A 14,101-nucleotide genomic window follows, 5' to 3' on the forward strand; every position below is an offset into this window, starting at 1 on the left:
CAAGATGAAGAAGAAGCGTTACAGAGAAGAGCAAATTATTGGTGCCATCAAGCAGCATGAGTCAGGGGTAAAAGTTGATGACATTTGTCGTCAGTTCGGCATTTCAACCGGGTGCTTTTATAACTGGCGAAGCAAATACGCCGGGATGGATGTCTCAGAAGCCAAACGGCTCAAAGAGCTTGAAAGCGAAAATAACAAGCTTAAGAAGTTACTTGCCGAGAAAATGCTTGAAGCTGAGGCGATGAAGGATGTGCTCTCAAAAAAGTGGTAAAGCCTGCTGATAGAAAACAAATCGTGAGCTACCTTAAGTCGCGGTTCAAATTAAGTGAGCGTAGAGCTTGCCTATTAGTAGGCTTAAGTAGAACCGCTTTTCGGTACGTTACTCAATGGGGAAAAGATGAGCCTCTACGCAAACGGTTACTTGAGCTGGCAAAAAAGCATCCGAGTTATGGTTATTTGTTTTTACATGGCCTCCTGAGAGGAGAGGGGCTTGTGAAAAACAAGAAGCGGACCTACCGAGTCTATAACGAAGAAGGTCTTCAAGTGAGGACTAAAAAACGCAAGAAGATAATACGACCAAGAATGCCAACGATTATGCCCATTGGTAAAAATATACGCTGGTCAATGGATTTTGTCAGTGATCAGTTGGCTAATGGTCGCCGCTTTCGAGTATTTAATGTGATTGATGATTACTCAAGAGAAGTTATTGGCCAGCTCTCTGACTTCTCGATCAATGGTCACCAGGTCGCTCGTTTTTTAACTCAGGTGATTGAGCTAAGGAGCGCTCCGGATCAAATAATCTGCGACAACGGTACTGAGTTTACTAGCAAGGCGATGTTCTACTGGCAAAAAGAAAGTGGCGTTAAGCTAGGTTTTATTCAGCCAGGTAAGCCTACTCAGAATGCGTTTGTAGAAAGCTTAAACGGTAAATTCAGAAATGAATGCTTAAATCAGCATTGGTTCAGGTCCATTGATGACGCTAGACATGAAATTGATCAATGGCGAGAGCACTACAATCACGTGCGGCCTCATAGCGCATTAAATTATTTGTCACCTGTGGCCTTTGTGAATAGGGCCGCTTAGAATGAATTATCTCATCCAAGTCTTGGTATTAAGATGGGGGGAAGGTCAATCAGCAATACCCACTTTGGGTACTCGATTGATGAGACGTTTCACCTGTGCCAAGACCTCAGGTACGGTGTGACCATCAAATACATTCTTCTCAAAAGCCAGGGCACCAATCACAATGCCCGCGTCCCTTGTGGTGGTGATTGATGCCTTGGTGCCAAACTCATAACGCTGCTGGGCCTTGCCTTTGCTCATACAGTAAACATGAGGTTCATGTAGGCTGTACAACTTGTTTTTATCAGCACGCTTCTGATTCAGCATGCGCTGGTACAGGGCGAACTTTTCTGCATAGAATTTCTGTTGTTCTCCGGTCATCTTACGCTGTATTTCACGCAGTAATCGGCCGCTGATGGTCTTTAATCGCTGACGGCCTTACGTGCCTTTTTACGATTCCTCGGATGTGTGGCAAATCGGGTGGGAAGCTTGAGAATTTTTACTTCCTTTAGTAGGGATTTTGTATCCAGCGTTGAATCAGAACCTCGTCACTGAGGTCTTCCAGATGCTTGAGTATCGAGAGATCCACCATTAGGCGGATGGGTTTTGAGGGCTTTCCAAGATGAGAATAAAGCGGGGCAAATTCAGCATCAAAATATGACCAGTCTATCTGTCTGACTAATAGCAAAAGTGGATGCTTGGGGTTCAGCTGATCCAGTAAGTTCTGGTGCAGGAAACTTTGCTGGTTGGGATTGGCTGTCTTGGGTTTGCTCAATTATCCACCTCTGTTTCGTCCAGTTTTTCTCTGCTTTTACCCCTTTCTCGGACGTTTATTTTATCAAATTTAGACGCTTATTTTATATAAATCATTGCGTTATAAATATTTCAGGATCGATTATTTAGCCATTGTCATGGATTTATATTCACGGCGTATTGTTGGCTGGTCCATAGATAAACGCATGACGACTAATCTGGTGAAGAAAGCGTTGATAAAAGCCGTTAACCTACGCCAACCTAACAAGGGTTTAGTGTTTCACAGTGATCGCGGATCACAGTACACGAGCAAGTCGCACCGACATTTATTAGAAAATCATGGCCTACGCTCGTCGATGGGAGATGTAGGTGCTTGTTGGGACAATGCGGTAGTTGAACGTTTTTTTGGCAGCTTGAAGCATGACTGGATTTTAAAAGTGTCTCAACCTACACGAGAGCACATGAAGTACGATGTCGCGGATTACATCCGCTACTACAACAAAGATCGGTTACACACTGCCAATGGTAGTTTGTCACCGATTAACTATGAACTGTCTCAATTGAATGTGTCCGGTTCGACTTGACCAGAGCAGATCAACCATTTACTGATAACAAGAATCAATCATGACAGACACAAAAAAGATAATCACAATGTTGAATGTTCTAAAACGCCTTCGGTCATCAGTGAATCACTCATAAAATCCATTGACCATAATTGATTCATTGCCTCCGGAACAACCAGCGGCTGAGGATTACGGTTAGGCAACTACTTTTTACCCTTGCGTCTGAAATTAAGCTTCAGTAGCTTGTATATGCAGTATACCCGCTTATGGTTCCAGGGCTTTCCTTCACGCCGGAGCGTGTCGAACATCAAACCAAATCCATACGTTGGTTGTTTCGTCGCCAGCTGTTGCAGTGCATCTATAACGGGCCGGTCCCGTTCTGTATATAGTTATAACTGCTTCAACTAATATTGATCACCCTGCAGGCTGCACGTTGAGTCAGAACATGCTCGTCTTGCAGATAATCAACCAGTTCGCGCTTCTCAGCTGGCTTTAGAGCTTTTTTTCAATGACATCCTTAAGTGCGGCATGTTCCAGGCTTAAATTGGCGAACATCTGCTTGAGACGCCTGTTCTCATTTTCAAGCTCTTTTAGACGCTTGATATCTGATGCCTACCACCATATTTTCTCTTCCAGTTGTAGTAGGTGGCATCGGATATACCCTATTCCCGGCAGACCTCCTTCACCTTCCTACCGCCCTCTACTTCCTTCAAAATACGGATAATCTGGCTTTCGGTATGTCTGCTCTTCTTTATCTTCGTTCTCCTGTCTGTGGTTAGTTTAACCGGAGAACTCTAATTTGTGATGGGCCTTTTATCAGGGAGGATTGCATTAACACTAAGGAACCTCTGATTAATTCTGAATCAGATGGATGACGAGTTAAAATCTTCCAGTATAAAGGCGATAATAGCCGACTATTGGCAAGATTTTCAACGCAGAGCTGGGAGATTTCAGCCATCAGGCACCGATTCACCAATTGATCAGAGGCCCTCTTAAGGATGGTCTAAAAAATTGAAGTTGGGGCTATCCTAGATAAATAAATTATTTTAGGATAGCAAAGTGGGAAAGAGCAGATTAAGTAGGTACAAACAAAGTCGATTAATCGAGCTATTTATAGCGGGCACAATAGCACGAACAGCCGCCTCTTTAGTTGGCACCAATGAAGCAATGACGGGATATTGCTTTCATCGACTTAGACAGGTTATCTATGACTACAGTGAGCATTTGGAATTGCTGGACGGAGAAATAGAAGCAGACGAAAGTTATTTTGGTGGTAGGCGCAAAGGAAAAGGAGGTCAAGGCGCAGTCGGTAAAGTTCCTGTATTTGACTTACTAAAGCGCAACAATAAGGTATTTACCGTTATTGTTCCAGATGCTAAAGTCAGAACGTTAATGCTTATAATTTAGGCAACAGGTGTAAAGCCCGACACTATTGCTATACTGACGCATGGAGAAGCTATAATGTATTGATGTCTCAGAATTTAAGCGCCATCGAATAAACCACAGTAAGCTATTTGCAAACAAGCCTAACCGCATTAACAGAATAGAGAATGTTTGGAACCAGGCAAAGCGGCATATGCGTCAATTTAATGGGGTACCAGAAGACCATTTTCATCCCTTTTTGAAGGAATTTGAATGGCGATTTAATAACAGTGATGCCAGAAAGTCAGTTAAAACAGATGAATCAATGGGTTAAAGACAAATTTAGCTGATTAACTAGGGCAGCCTCTGTTTTTTGTATTTCAATCCCGCGCAAGAAGTAAGTAGTACCGATTCTCGATGGCCAAAGCAGCTTAGACGATATAAGGTGACAGCCGGTTTACTCACTGTCTGAATTCTGACCAAAAAAAACAGCGCTGTTTTTACCAGTTTCTGTTAACACTTTGAATCGTTTATCAATTCACAAAGCAGCATAGATGAAAAGCCATTCAGAAAAAATCAGGCTGGTTCTAGCTTCTACATCGCCCTTTCGCAAAGCCTTGCTCGAAAAGCTTGGACTCCCTTTCTCAACGGCCACCCCTGATATCGATGAATCGGCAAAACCGGAAGAGTCTCCTCAGGCACTTGTCTCTCGGCTTGCTGAAGAGAAAGCGCTAGCGGTTGCCACACAGACTTCCCTGACAGCCTGATAATCGGCTCCGACCAAGTGGCATGCATCGATGGAAAAATTCTTGGGAAGCCAGAAAATCGTCAGAGTGCTATTGAGCAATTGCAGCGTGCATCTGGAAAACACGTAACTTTTTATACCGGCCTCTGCCTGCACAACAGCGCCTCTGGAAAGCGCCAAAGCTTGTGCGAACCCTTTTACGTCCATTTTAGAGTACTCGAACAACAACAGATAGAACGCTACCTTGATGCGGAAAAACCTTATAACTGCGCAGGAAGTTTTAAATCGGAAGGCTTGGGAATCGCACTACTCGAATATTTGGAGGGAGATGACCCGAATACACTGATTGGCCTACCACTGATCCGGCTCGTCGCCATACTGGCCAAAGAGGGAATCACTGTCCCCTGATCTCCTGTAACCTACCTAACAGCTTCAATGCTCGATCTATGCTTGTTTGCTATATTGTCCTTAGCGGGATCCGGATTAGTCGCAATTTCCCAGATGATAACTGCCTGCTCAATCTGAACTTCGCGGTATAAACAATCACCCAACTTTATCAGTTCGGTAACCTGCTAATCCATTACTTATTTTAAGGTTTAATTTGGCTTTATCACCATACTGACTCCGGTGAGCCTCATCACTCGCCATCACAATATTGCGCCGTTTGCTGAGAATGGTGTGGCTAGTCCCCCCCAGCAGTACAAACTTTTGTACCGTGGTAAAAGTAATACCCGTGGATTGGCTCGAGGCAAGAATATCCGAGTTATAGTCAAATCTGGTGCTTAGCCAGTTGAATCAAGCGGCGACCTGATCGACTCTTGCTACCTCAACACCCTCGTTAAATTTGATTCCGGTTATCACCTTCGCCAGGTAATCGAAACCCCGTAATCGTCTCCACTTCTTCTCGGCACACAGGCCGGGTTTGAACATCATGTGTATAGCATGCCGTCACGCGATAGGCAGCCCTTGGAACGCTTGGTTCGATGGCGGATTGTCCCGAAGGTGGGGTCCTAGGGATTTTCCCTCGTAAACGGACATAAACGGCTAGATCCCTTTCCCCGCCTACGTTTCCCGAGAGGGGTACTTTTCGATTTCCGAACATTTTAGGGTAATTTGGCTAGAATCGTGGCCTTTAGGTAACGATTATGACCACAGAGAAACGACTCAAGATCCTCACCGAAGCGGAAATTGTTGACTTGTTCGGCCCGCCAGCACTCAATCAAAACGATCAACGATTCTTCTTCACACTCAATGATATCGAATTGGCCCAGTGCCAGAAGATTCGCAGGCGTGATCAACGCTGCATGTTCGTTGTGTTGCTCGGCTACTTTAAAGTGAAGCCCATTTCTTTGAGTCCCGGCTACCACCAGATCAAGCATGATATTAAATATGTCTGCTCAGAAGTGTTTCCCGGTTCCGGTCTGAGTCCCTTCAATCTAACTCAAAAAACTCGTGTGCGTATCTATCATCGCATATACGAATTAACAAACCATCAACAAACCATCAACGCTGGGAGAACGAACGGCACAGCGCCGCGCTGACAATAGACCTTCGCGAACACGCACAAGCATGGGCTCAACCGCGAGCGTTGTTTGACAGGGCTATTGAATACTTAGCGGCACAAAAAATTAGCATTCCTGGGTACTCAGTTTTGCAAGACTTGATCAGTGATGTCGTCAGTGCTACCAACGATCAACTCATTCGCCAACTCGAAGACCTCATCTCTGTTGACTTGACTTCTATGTTGTCTGACTTTGTCGAAGGCAATGACCCACTGACTCTACGGCGGTTAAGAATGGCGGCTAAGAACATTACAAGGAGTGAGTTGCAAAAAGAACTCGCCGTACATCAGCACATTCAATCTTGGATGCTAGAAGTCGATGAGGTTTTAAGTCAGCTATCAATATCGTTGAAGAATCAGCAGTACTTTGCTGAAAGAGTGACTTACTATGGTGCCAAACTAAAACGCCAACCTGTTGGTTATCAACGCCTCTACTTGTTGTGCTATTTGCAATCGCGTTGGCAACAGGCACTGGAACGAATAGCCGATGGCTTTGTTCATCATCTTTTTCAAAGAAAACAGAAAGCCAAAATATACGCGAGAGAATCTGTTTATCAAGACTGGCAACGAGCTGCGAGTAACGTCAGTAAAGCGGCGCAAGTGTTGCGTCTTTTTATCGACGACAGAGTAGATCAACAACAACCGTTTGGGGCGTTACGGCAGCATGCTTTTAAACTTCTAGCGGCGAAAGATCTGGAATCCGTTTGCCTGTTTTTGAATGATCAAAAGCGATCGGTTGAAGAGGCCACGTGGCAGTACTTCGATCACCGGGTGAGCTTACGAGAAGGCTTACTTCGTGATCTATTCCTGTGCTTGCACTTTGAAGGCGGTGAAAAAACACAGCGCCTGGCAGCTACACTGCATCGTGCGCAGCGTGATCTTATCGCCGATGGTGAAATCTCAATCGGCGCAATGGATAGCCGCTTGCCTACCAAGAAGCAATTGTCGTTCATGCAAGACTCGAGCGGCGTGATGAATAAAGGTCGGTACGAATGGTTCCTTTACTTGCAAATCCCCAATCGGTTGAATGGCCAGCTCACACTGCCAAATGTGTTTAAATACAGGGCTTTGGAGGCTGATCTAGTCAATCGTGAGCGATGGACAGAAGAAAAAGACGCGCTATTAGAGCGCACCCAGTTGCCTAAATTAGCCGCCAATCCCAACAAACTCATTGACCAAATGGCCAAAAACCTGGGTGTTAGATTACAAGAAGTGAGTCACTATCTAGAACACGATGACAACCGAAATATTATCCTGAGAAACCCCAAAGGAAAGCGCCATTGGCGCTTACCCACGGCCAACAAAAAGTACTTGGTCAATAATCCGTTCTTCCAGCAACTACCCACGACTGGCGTTGCCGATGTGTTGCGAATGGTCGATCGCGACACAGGCTTCCTTGATGACTTTAAGCATGTACTGGGTGCACAGTCGAAGAGCCGAGCACACGAGTATGACCTGTTGGCTATCTTGGTGGGCAACGCGACCAACCAAGGCATTTATGGTATCGCTCAAATATCCGATCGCACTTACGATCAGCTCAGCACCATTCAGGCGAACTATCTGAGGTTAGAAACACTGAACGCAGCCAACGATCGCATCAACAACGCAACGGCTAAGCTTCCGATCTTCAAGCACTACAATATCCAAGAAGATGTTATCCACGCCAGTGCTGATGGTCAGAAGTTCGAATCCCGGCGTGAGACATTTAAAACACGTTACTCGTCAAAATACTTTGGCACGCAAAAAGGCGTGTCGGCCATGAGCTTGATCGCCAATCATGCGGCCATCAATGCTCGTGTGATCGGTGCTAACGAGCACGAGTCCCACTACATCTTCGATCTACTGATGAACAATAGTTCCGAGATCGTGCCAGACGTACTGTCTACCGATACGCACGGAGTCAATCACATCAACTTCGCATTGCTAGATCTCTTTGGGTACAGCTTTGCTCCACGCTATGCTCAGGTGGGTCGTGTCATCAATGAGATGTTCGATGTCAAAGAAGACAAGGATAAGAAAATCCAATTGAGTCTGAAAAAGCCCATCAACACCAAGCTCATCGCGGCTCACTGGGATACTATACAACGGATCATGATCTCACTTTATGAACGCAAAACAACGCAAGCGACATTGGTTAGAAAGCTCTCAGGTTACAAAAGCAGCCACCCGTTACTCGGGGCACTAACGGAATACAATCGTATGGTGAAAGCGAATTATTTACTCAACTACATCGATGACGTCAGTCTGCGCGACTACGTTCAGCGAGCACTCAATCGAGGCGAGGCTTACCACCAACTGCGTCGTGCAATCAGCAACGTCAATGGTGATCAGTTCCGCGGCAGCTCGGATGAGGAGATCCAACTGTGGAACGAATGTGCTCGCCTGGTTACCAACGCTATAATCTACTTTAACTCGGCCATACTCAGTCAGTTGCTGACTAGCTTTGAATATCAGAAGGATGATGAAAAAATCCAGATCGTCAAATCAAGCCTCCCCAGTTGCCTGGTACAACATCAACCTGAAAGGCACCTACAACTTCCAAATGAGTGGGAAATTGCCGGATCTGGACGAATTAATGAGCTCAATCGACGGTTATAAGCCTGTTCAGGAAAAGTACCCACATCCGGAAACGTAAGCAGGGCATGGGATCTAGCCGTTTATGTCCGTTTACGAGGGAAAATCCCTAGGACCCCAAAGAGAGTCACCGAAGCGGACCGGGAAGAACTGAAGCGTTTGAAGGCACAGCGACATGAGGCGTACCTACAGCGTATTCCGGTTGAAGGCAAGTTCGGTCAGGGGAAAAACGGCTATCGATTAAACGATAGCCGGGCGAGGCGTGTTGACACCTCTACTGCCTGGATCAGGCAGTATCTTTCTGGTGATGAACCTGCTGATCCTGTTAAGGATCTTTTTTGCACTTTGTAAGAAGCGCGTTACAATCGTCCTATTGTCATTATTGTGAATTGAGAAGGTGCTGTTCTGTCATCAACCGGCGCATCCGGTCGTGGAGGTATTTCATGTCAAGCAGTGGCAGCCTGACTTACTGAACAGACTCTAAGTACGGTTTACATCTGCTCCAGCCTCACCTTTACCACCGAACGGGCATCCGCTTCCATAACAGTCAAACGGTAACCCTGCTCCTCGATCATATCGCCTTCCGCTGGAATATGGCGCAATCGGCTAACAATCAAGCCACCGACCGTATGCGCTTCCTCGACGGGAAACTTGGCATATAGAATGTCATTGATCTCAGATATCGGCATGCGTCCGCTCATAAGATGAGAGGTCTCATTTTCATGCTCGATATAAAGGCGTTGTTTCGGCTGGTATTCGTCGAAATCATATCCGACATCGATCTCACCAACCACCTCTTCAAAAACATCCTCCATAGTAAGAATGCCTATGGCTGATCCAAACTCATCCACTACTACAGCCATATGGTCTTCCCGAGCCTGCAATTGTGGAAGCGCCCGATCAATAGTCTGTTTGGGAGAGAGATAGAGCGCAGGGCGCACATAATCCAAGGTGGCATGGCTCTCCAGATCCGGATCCATCAGATCCCAGGTATCCAGCGTCAGCACACCGCTCACATTGGTGATATTTCCGCGATAGACAGGCAGGCGGTTGTATCCATGTTTGATCACGATACGAATAGCCTCCTTCATATTCCGCACTTCGTTGAATCCAACCACATCGGCAAGCGGAATCATCGCCTCTCCCACCGTGGTATCGGCAAACCGGATAATCCGTCTTATTCGCTTGCGATCGATGGTGGGTGGATTTGATGCTGATTCAGAGACATCCAACAGCACCCGAAGCTCTTCACGAGTGATAAACATATTCTGTGGTGCCGCCCCACCACCAAAAATACGGGTGGCAAGACGTGCGACACGGCTGAAGATAAAAATTAGGGGATAAAAAAGGTAAGAGAAAAAGCGCAGTGCATAGATCAAACGGCCGGCGATGGTATCAGCCTTCTGCTGGAATACACTCTTGGGCACCACTTCACCCAGGATCAGCAGAACAGGTGTAAGAACAATAATCGATAGAAGGTCACCCGCCGAACCAAACAGGTCAATAAAAATCAGCGCACCGAGAGTCGATATTGTGACCGTCGCAATATTGGTACCCACCAGGGTAGTGCCCAATATCACATCCGGTGTTTTAAACAGCTTAAGTACAAGTGCCGCACCACGGTTACCCAGCTTGGCCTGATGCCTCAGCTTGAGCTTATCCGAATTCACCATTGCTATTTCGGATCCGGAGAAGAAACCCTTCAGCAGCAGAAAGAAGATCATCAACAGAATTTCATTTAACAGGCTCATCATGGCCCTCCTGTTTTTTGCTCGTCACTTCTGACTGGCTACTCTCCAGAGACGGCGGCTCCTCCTGAATATCCATCACCTGAAGATGCTTGTCGCTGTTTCCATTCTGATCCAACGCTTCGCTAACCTCCTCTTCTTCAGTTTCCTGGGCCTCTTCTGAACTGTTCGATAGCTTACGCACCAGGAGCTTGCTGATGCGCAATCCTGTCACGTCTCTGGTGATAAACTCATAACCTTCATGGATGATGGAGTCGCCTATTTTCGGCAACCGGTCAAACAGCCTGAAGGCAACACCGCCAATCGTCGTCATCACCGGATCTTCAATATCAAAATTGGTCAGATTGTAAAAATCCGTCAGGCGCATATCACCGGGCACGGTGTAGCTATTTTCATCCTCTTCCTGATAGTACTCCTGCCCTACCATTTTCCCGGTGATTTCACCGAAGATAAATTTCAGAACATCTTTCATGGTAACAATACCGAGCACCTCGCCATACTCGCCCAATATGATGGCAACGCGGGTATTGTGTGCCTGGAAATAGTCAAACATCTCATCCACCTTCTTTGTCGGCGGAACGAAATGGGCAGGCTTCAGAATCATATCCAGCGTGACATCGGTAAGATCCCCACCGCCACGGACAATCTTCAGGATATCCTCCGAATGGATGAAACCGATCACATTATCCCAATGTCCCTCATAGACGGGGATTCGGGGATGGCAGTAGCTCCTGAACTTCTCTATCAGTTCTGTCACGGGAAGGACCGCATCAAGAAAGAGAATACGAGGGCCTGGTGTCATAATGCGGGATATATCGGTCTCCGATGCCTCAAGAAGATTGTCGATCAGAACACGTTCTGTCGCATCGATAACCCCCGTCTCTTCACCCTCCTCCAGCAGTATACGCAGTTCATCCGGCTGCAGAATATTCTCCCGGTCCACTTCATCACCAACCACCAGTGTGGTGATTCGATCGGAAAGCAGTCGCACCACTTCTCGCAGGGGGGTGATAAAGATAATCCAGCGGGGAAGTATCCGTGCCGTAATACGCGTAGTGAACTTAACGGGAAAGCTGACGGCGATAGTCTTTGGTGTCACTTCGCCGATAAGCAGCAACAGGGGTACCATAATGATAATATTGATCCAGCTAATATCCTGCTCGCCAAAAATAAGAAGCAGGATTCCGGCCATGTTGACGGCGGAAGCGATATTGACCAGTTCGTTACCACAGAGGATCGAAATGATAAGACGGCGGGGCTCATCCAGCATGGCATGAATGCTTTCTGAATGTTTGTCCCGTGACTGCCTGAGCTTTTGCAGGTCGATTCGGCTGATTGAGAAAAGCGCCGTTTCGGAGCCTGAGAAAACAGCCGATGAGAGCAACAGCAGGATCTGAAACAGGCAGCGAAGAGCCAGCTCCCACTGGTCGGGAGTGAAAGCAATAGAATCATAAAGTGCTTTCAGCTCACCCATCGATATTCCCCCGTCATCTCAGCATACGCCTCAACTTGGCGCCGAGGAGTTTCTGATTTGCTAAAGCGGCTATGTTAACAACTCAAATGCGGCCTTTCATCTACTTGGCCTTTTTTCTGGAATTTTGCTGACTCTGATCAAGAAGCCACAGGCCACTCTAAGCTGCATACATTTTGGCAGAGACTGAAACGTTTCTATAGAGAAAAAAGAAGGGCCGCAAATAGCGACCCTTCTCAGATTTTGGTAGCGGGGGCTGGTTGCCAACGCTATCTAAATTACTGATTAACGCATTCGATATAACCTCAAAGCTACCACCGCTTTCCATTACAACAAGCGCGTTACTATCAGAAAGCCCGACAAGTGAGGGAGTTCACGCTTCAATGGACGCGGATTATACCTACATTTTCCCATCCTTAACAAGCGAAGGATGGGAAAATGGGTAAAAATAATAACAGGTCAAACCAATATCCACCGCCATTTTCCATGCGCTTTACCGATGACGAACGCAAAGCGCTTAACCTTGCTGCCGCCGGTCGCCCTTTGGCGGCTTACATAAGGTGGCTGATCTTCAAAGAAGATATGCCCGAAATGCCCAAAAAGCGCACTCGGGGGGAAAGTGCCAGCCAAGATCACAAACAACTCGCCAAACTCTTGGGCGCTTTGGGTAAATCCCGTATTGCCAGCAATATCAACCAGCTTGCCAAAGCCGCCAATTCCGGCTCTTTACCGGTATCCCAAGAAATCATCAATGCCCTGAACGAATCCGTAGCCGCAATTAAGTGGATGAGAGCCACCCTTATAAAAGGAATGGGGATCAAACCTCAAAGCAAAGATAAGGATGAAAATAATGATCCTTAAGGGTAATCAACGCGCCGGAGGCAGGCAAATGGCCATTCACCTTCTAAATGCTGAACAGAATGAGCATGTAAATGTGCATGAGGTCAGCGGATTCATGGCGGACGATGTTCTGGGCGCTCTCAATGAAGCCTATGCCCTGTCCAAAGGGACACAGTGCAAGCAGTTCATGTATTCCTTGAGCCTCAATCCACCGCAAGATGAAGAGGTCTCCATCCAGACTTTCGAAGAAACTTTGGATAGGATCGAAAAAAAGCTCGGTTTGGAGGGGCAGCCCCGCATCGTGATTTTTCATGAAAAGGAAGGTCGCCGCCATGCACATGCGGTATGGAGCCGCATAGATACTGAGGCAATGAAAGCCATCAATATTGCCTTTCCCAAACGCAAACTAAATGACATTTCAAAATCCCTGTATCTGGAACAAGGCTGGAAACTGCCGGAAGGCTTCAAAGACAAGAATAAAAATAACCCACTCAATTACACAAGAGCAGAATGGCAACAAGCCGCACGCATTGGCCGCAGGCCAACGGATATTAAGCGTGAGTTACAAGAAAGCTGGTCTCTCTCGGAAAACAAAAAGAACTTTGAGAATTCATTACGTGAAAGTGGCTATTCCTTAGCGCGGGGTGATCGTCGTGGCTATGTCGTTGTCGATATTCATGGTGAGGTTTACTCCCTGTCCAAACAACTCGGTGTTAAACAAAGAGCTCTTGAAACAAAGCTTGGTAAAACTAAATTATTGCCTTCTGTTACCGAGACAAAAGACAAGATCAGTGATCAGCTCTCTGGCTTGTTCACACGTTACAGCAATGAACTAAAAGCACAGCACCAGAAAGAAATGCAGCCTCTGCTTCGCGATAAAGAAAACATGACAACGGAACACAGGACGCTTCGCGCTCAATTGGACATTAAACTCAATGAGCGTTGGCAAGGCGAGGAATCGAAGCGCACTTCCCGAATTCGCACGGGCTTCAAAGGCTTTTTAGATAAGCTCAATGGCCGTTACTGGAAAACCCGCAAAACCAATGAACGTGAAACCTACCAAGCGAATGTTCGTGATCAAAAAGAACAGGAGGAGCTAATAAACAGTCAACTTATCGAGCGGCAAAATTTACAGGTACAGATAACTCTTATGCGTGACAACCAAGAGCAAGAGCGCGCAGAACTGATCCGTGACCTTTCACACCTCAACGCCCACGAAAAAAAGGAAGGCCGCGTCGCTGAGAATTTTAAGTCTCGAGAAAAAGAGCACGCAAATAAAATGGATATTAATGATCTTGATACCGATATGGAGCCTGAAATTTAACGGCTCATAAAGAAAGGATGACCAAATGGCACACCAATATTTTTACAGGATGCCGGTTACACCGTGAATATTCTCGATAGAACCCCCACAACATATTG

Annotated in this window: 7 protein-coding genes and 8 pseudogenes; 8 read left to right on the forward strand and 7 right to left on the reverse strand. The window is 46.4% G+C overall.

Annotation, left to right across the window (positions count from 1 at the left end):
* Positions 1–4: 4 nt before the first annotated feature.
* Positions 5–1,083, forward strand: a protein-coding gene (locus MN084_RS09140) for an IS3 family transposase (RefSeq protein WP_241085135.1) whose coding sequence is annotated in 2 segments (ribosomal slippage) — positions 5–257 and positions 257–1,083 — 1,080 coding nt in all. Because the reading frame shifts where the segments join, the coding sequence is not laid out codon by codon here.
* 45 nt (positions 1,084–1,128) lie between these two features.
* On the opposite strand, the gene MN084_RS09145 is transcribed toward MN084_RS09140, so the two are convergent.
* The gene (locus tag MN084_RS09145; protein ID WP_330177974.1) at positions 1,129–1,443 is read right to left on the reverse strand and encodes a hypothetical protein; all 315 of its coding nucleotides are present in this window, start codon (positions 1,441–1,443) and stop codon (positions 1,129–1,131) included.
* 127 nt (positions 1,444–1,570) lie between these two features.
* Entirely contained in the window at positions 1,571–1,837 is a 267-nt protein-coding gene (locus MN084_RS09150; protein WP_330177996.1) for a hypothetical protein, read from the reverse strand.
* Between the two features lie 121 nt (positions 1,838–1,958).
* Between MN084_RS09150 and MN084_RS09155 the strand changes: the two are divergent.
* Positions 1,959–2,399, forward strand: a pseudogene (locus MN084_RS09155) (IS3 family transposase); the annotation flags it as partial.
* Between the two features lie 63 nt (positions 2,400–2,462).
* Here the strand turns inward: MN084_RS09155 and MN084_RS09160 are convergent.
* Positions 2,463–3,133: pseudogene (locus MN084_RS09160) on the reverse strand (transposase); the annotation flags it as partial.
* Between the two features lie 304 nt (positions 3,134–3,437).
* Here MN084_RS09160 and MN084_RS09165 point away from each other — a divergent pair.
* Together MN084_RS09165 and MN084_RS09170 are read left to right on the forward strand one after the other, a co-directional pair.
* Positions 3,438–4,074 (forward strand): annotated as a pseudogene (locus MN084_RS09165) (IS1595 family transposase).
* A gap of 220 nt (positions 4,075–4,294) precedes the next feature.
* A pseudogene (locus tag MN084_RS09170) lies at positions 4,295–4,893 on the forward strand (Maf family protein).
* A 168-nt stretch (positions 4,894–5,061) separates the two neighbouring features.
* On the opposite strand, the pseudogene MN084_RS09175 reads toward MN084_RS09170, so the two are convergent.
* Both MN084_RS09175 and MN084_RS09180 read right to left on the reverse strand, forming a co-directional pair.
* Positions 5,062–5,244, reverse strand: a pseudogene (locus MN084_RS09175) (hypothetical protein); the annotation flags it as partial.
* Positions 5,245–5,280: 36 nt separating this feature from the next.
* Positions 5,281–5,495, reverse strand: a pseudogene (locus tag MN084_RS09180) (IS256 family transposase); the annotation flags it as partial.
* Between the two features lie 135 nt (positions 5,496–5,630).
* On the opposite strand from MN084_RS09180, the pseudogene MN084_RS09185 reads away from it, so the two are divergent.
* A pseudogene (locus tag MN084_RS09185) lies at positions 5,631–8,681 on the forward strand (Tn3 family transposase).
* Between the two features lie 86 nt (positions 8,682–8,767).
* Positions 8,768–8,951 (forward strand): annotated as a pseudogene (locus MN084_RS09190) (IS5 family transposase); the annotation flags it as partial.
* A 160-nt stretch (positions 8,952–9,111) separates the two neighbouring features.
* Here the strand turns inward: MN084_RS09190 and MN084_RS09195 are convergent.
* Together MN084_RS09195 and MN084_RS09200 are read right to left on the reverse strand one after the other, a co-directional pair.
* Positions 9,112–10,371, reverse strand: coding sequence for a hemolysin family protein (locus MN084_RS09195; protein WP_330178497.1), 1,260 nt, complete (start codon positions 10,369–10,371; stop codon positions 9,112–9,114).
* Positions 10,355–11,842: a hemolysin family protein gene (locus tag MN084_RS09200; protein WP_330178498.1), complete on the reverse strand. Its 1,488-nt coding sequence runs from the start codon at positions 11,840–11,842 to the stop codon at positions 10,355–10,357. Before MN084_RS09200 ends, MN084_RS09195 begins: the two co-directional genes overlap by 17 nt.
* A gap of 435 nt (positions 11,843–12,277) precedes the next feature.
* Here MN084_RS09200 and mobC point away from each other — a divergent pair, with 435 nt between their 5' ends.
* A complete protein-coding gene (gene mobC, locus MN084_RS09205; RefSeq protein WP_330178499.1) occupies positions 12,278–12,700 on the forward strand; it encodes a plasmid mobilization relaxosome protein MobC in 423 nt (140 codons plus the stop codon).
* Positions 12,690–14,003, forward strand: coding sequence for a relaxase/mobilization nuclease domain-containing protein (locus MN084_RS09210; RefSeq protein ID WP_330178500.1), 1,314 nt, complete (start codon positions 12,690–12,692; stop codon positions 14,001–14,003). The genes mobC and MN084_RS09210 overlap by 11 nt, the downstream gene beginning before the upstream one ends.
* Positions 14,004–14,101 lie beyond the last annotated feature (98 nt).

This window comes from Candidatus Vondammii sp. HM_W22, from assembly GCF_022530855.2.
In the GTDB taxonomy this organism is placed as follows: Bacteria; Pseudomonadota; Gammaproteobacteria; order Chromatiales; family Chromatiaceae; genus Vondammii.

Coding starts and splice junctions, on each gene's coding strand:
- MN084_RS09210 (WP_330178500.1), top strand. CDS start 12,690: ATGATCCTTAAGGGTAATCAACGCGCCGGAGGCAGGCAAATGGCCATT.
- MN084_RS09200 (WP_330178498.1), bottom strand. CDS start 11,842: ATGGGTGAGCTGAAAGCACTTTATGATTCTATTGCTTTCACTCCCGAC.
- mobC (WP_330178499.1), top strand. CDS start 12,278: ATGGGTAAAAATAATAACAGGTCAAACCAATATCCACCGCCATTTTCC.
- MN084_RS09195 (WP_330178497.1), bottom strand. CDS start 10,371: ATGAGCCTGTTAAATGAAATTCTGTTGATGATCTTCTTTCTGCTGCTG.
- MN084_RS09145 (WP_330177974.1), bottom strand. CDS start 1,443: ATGACCGGAGAACAACAGAAATTCTATGCAGAAAAGTTCGCCCTGTAC.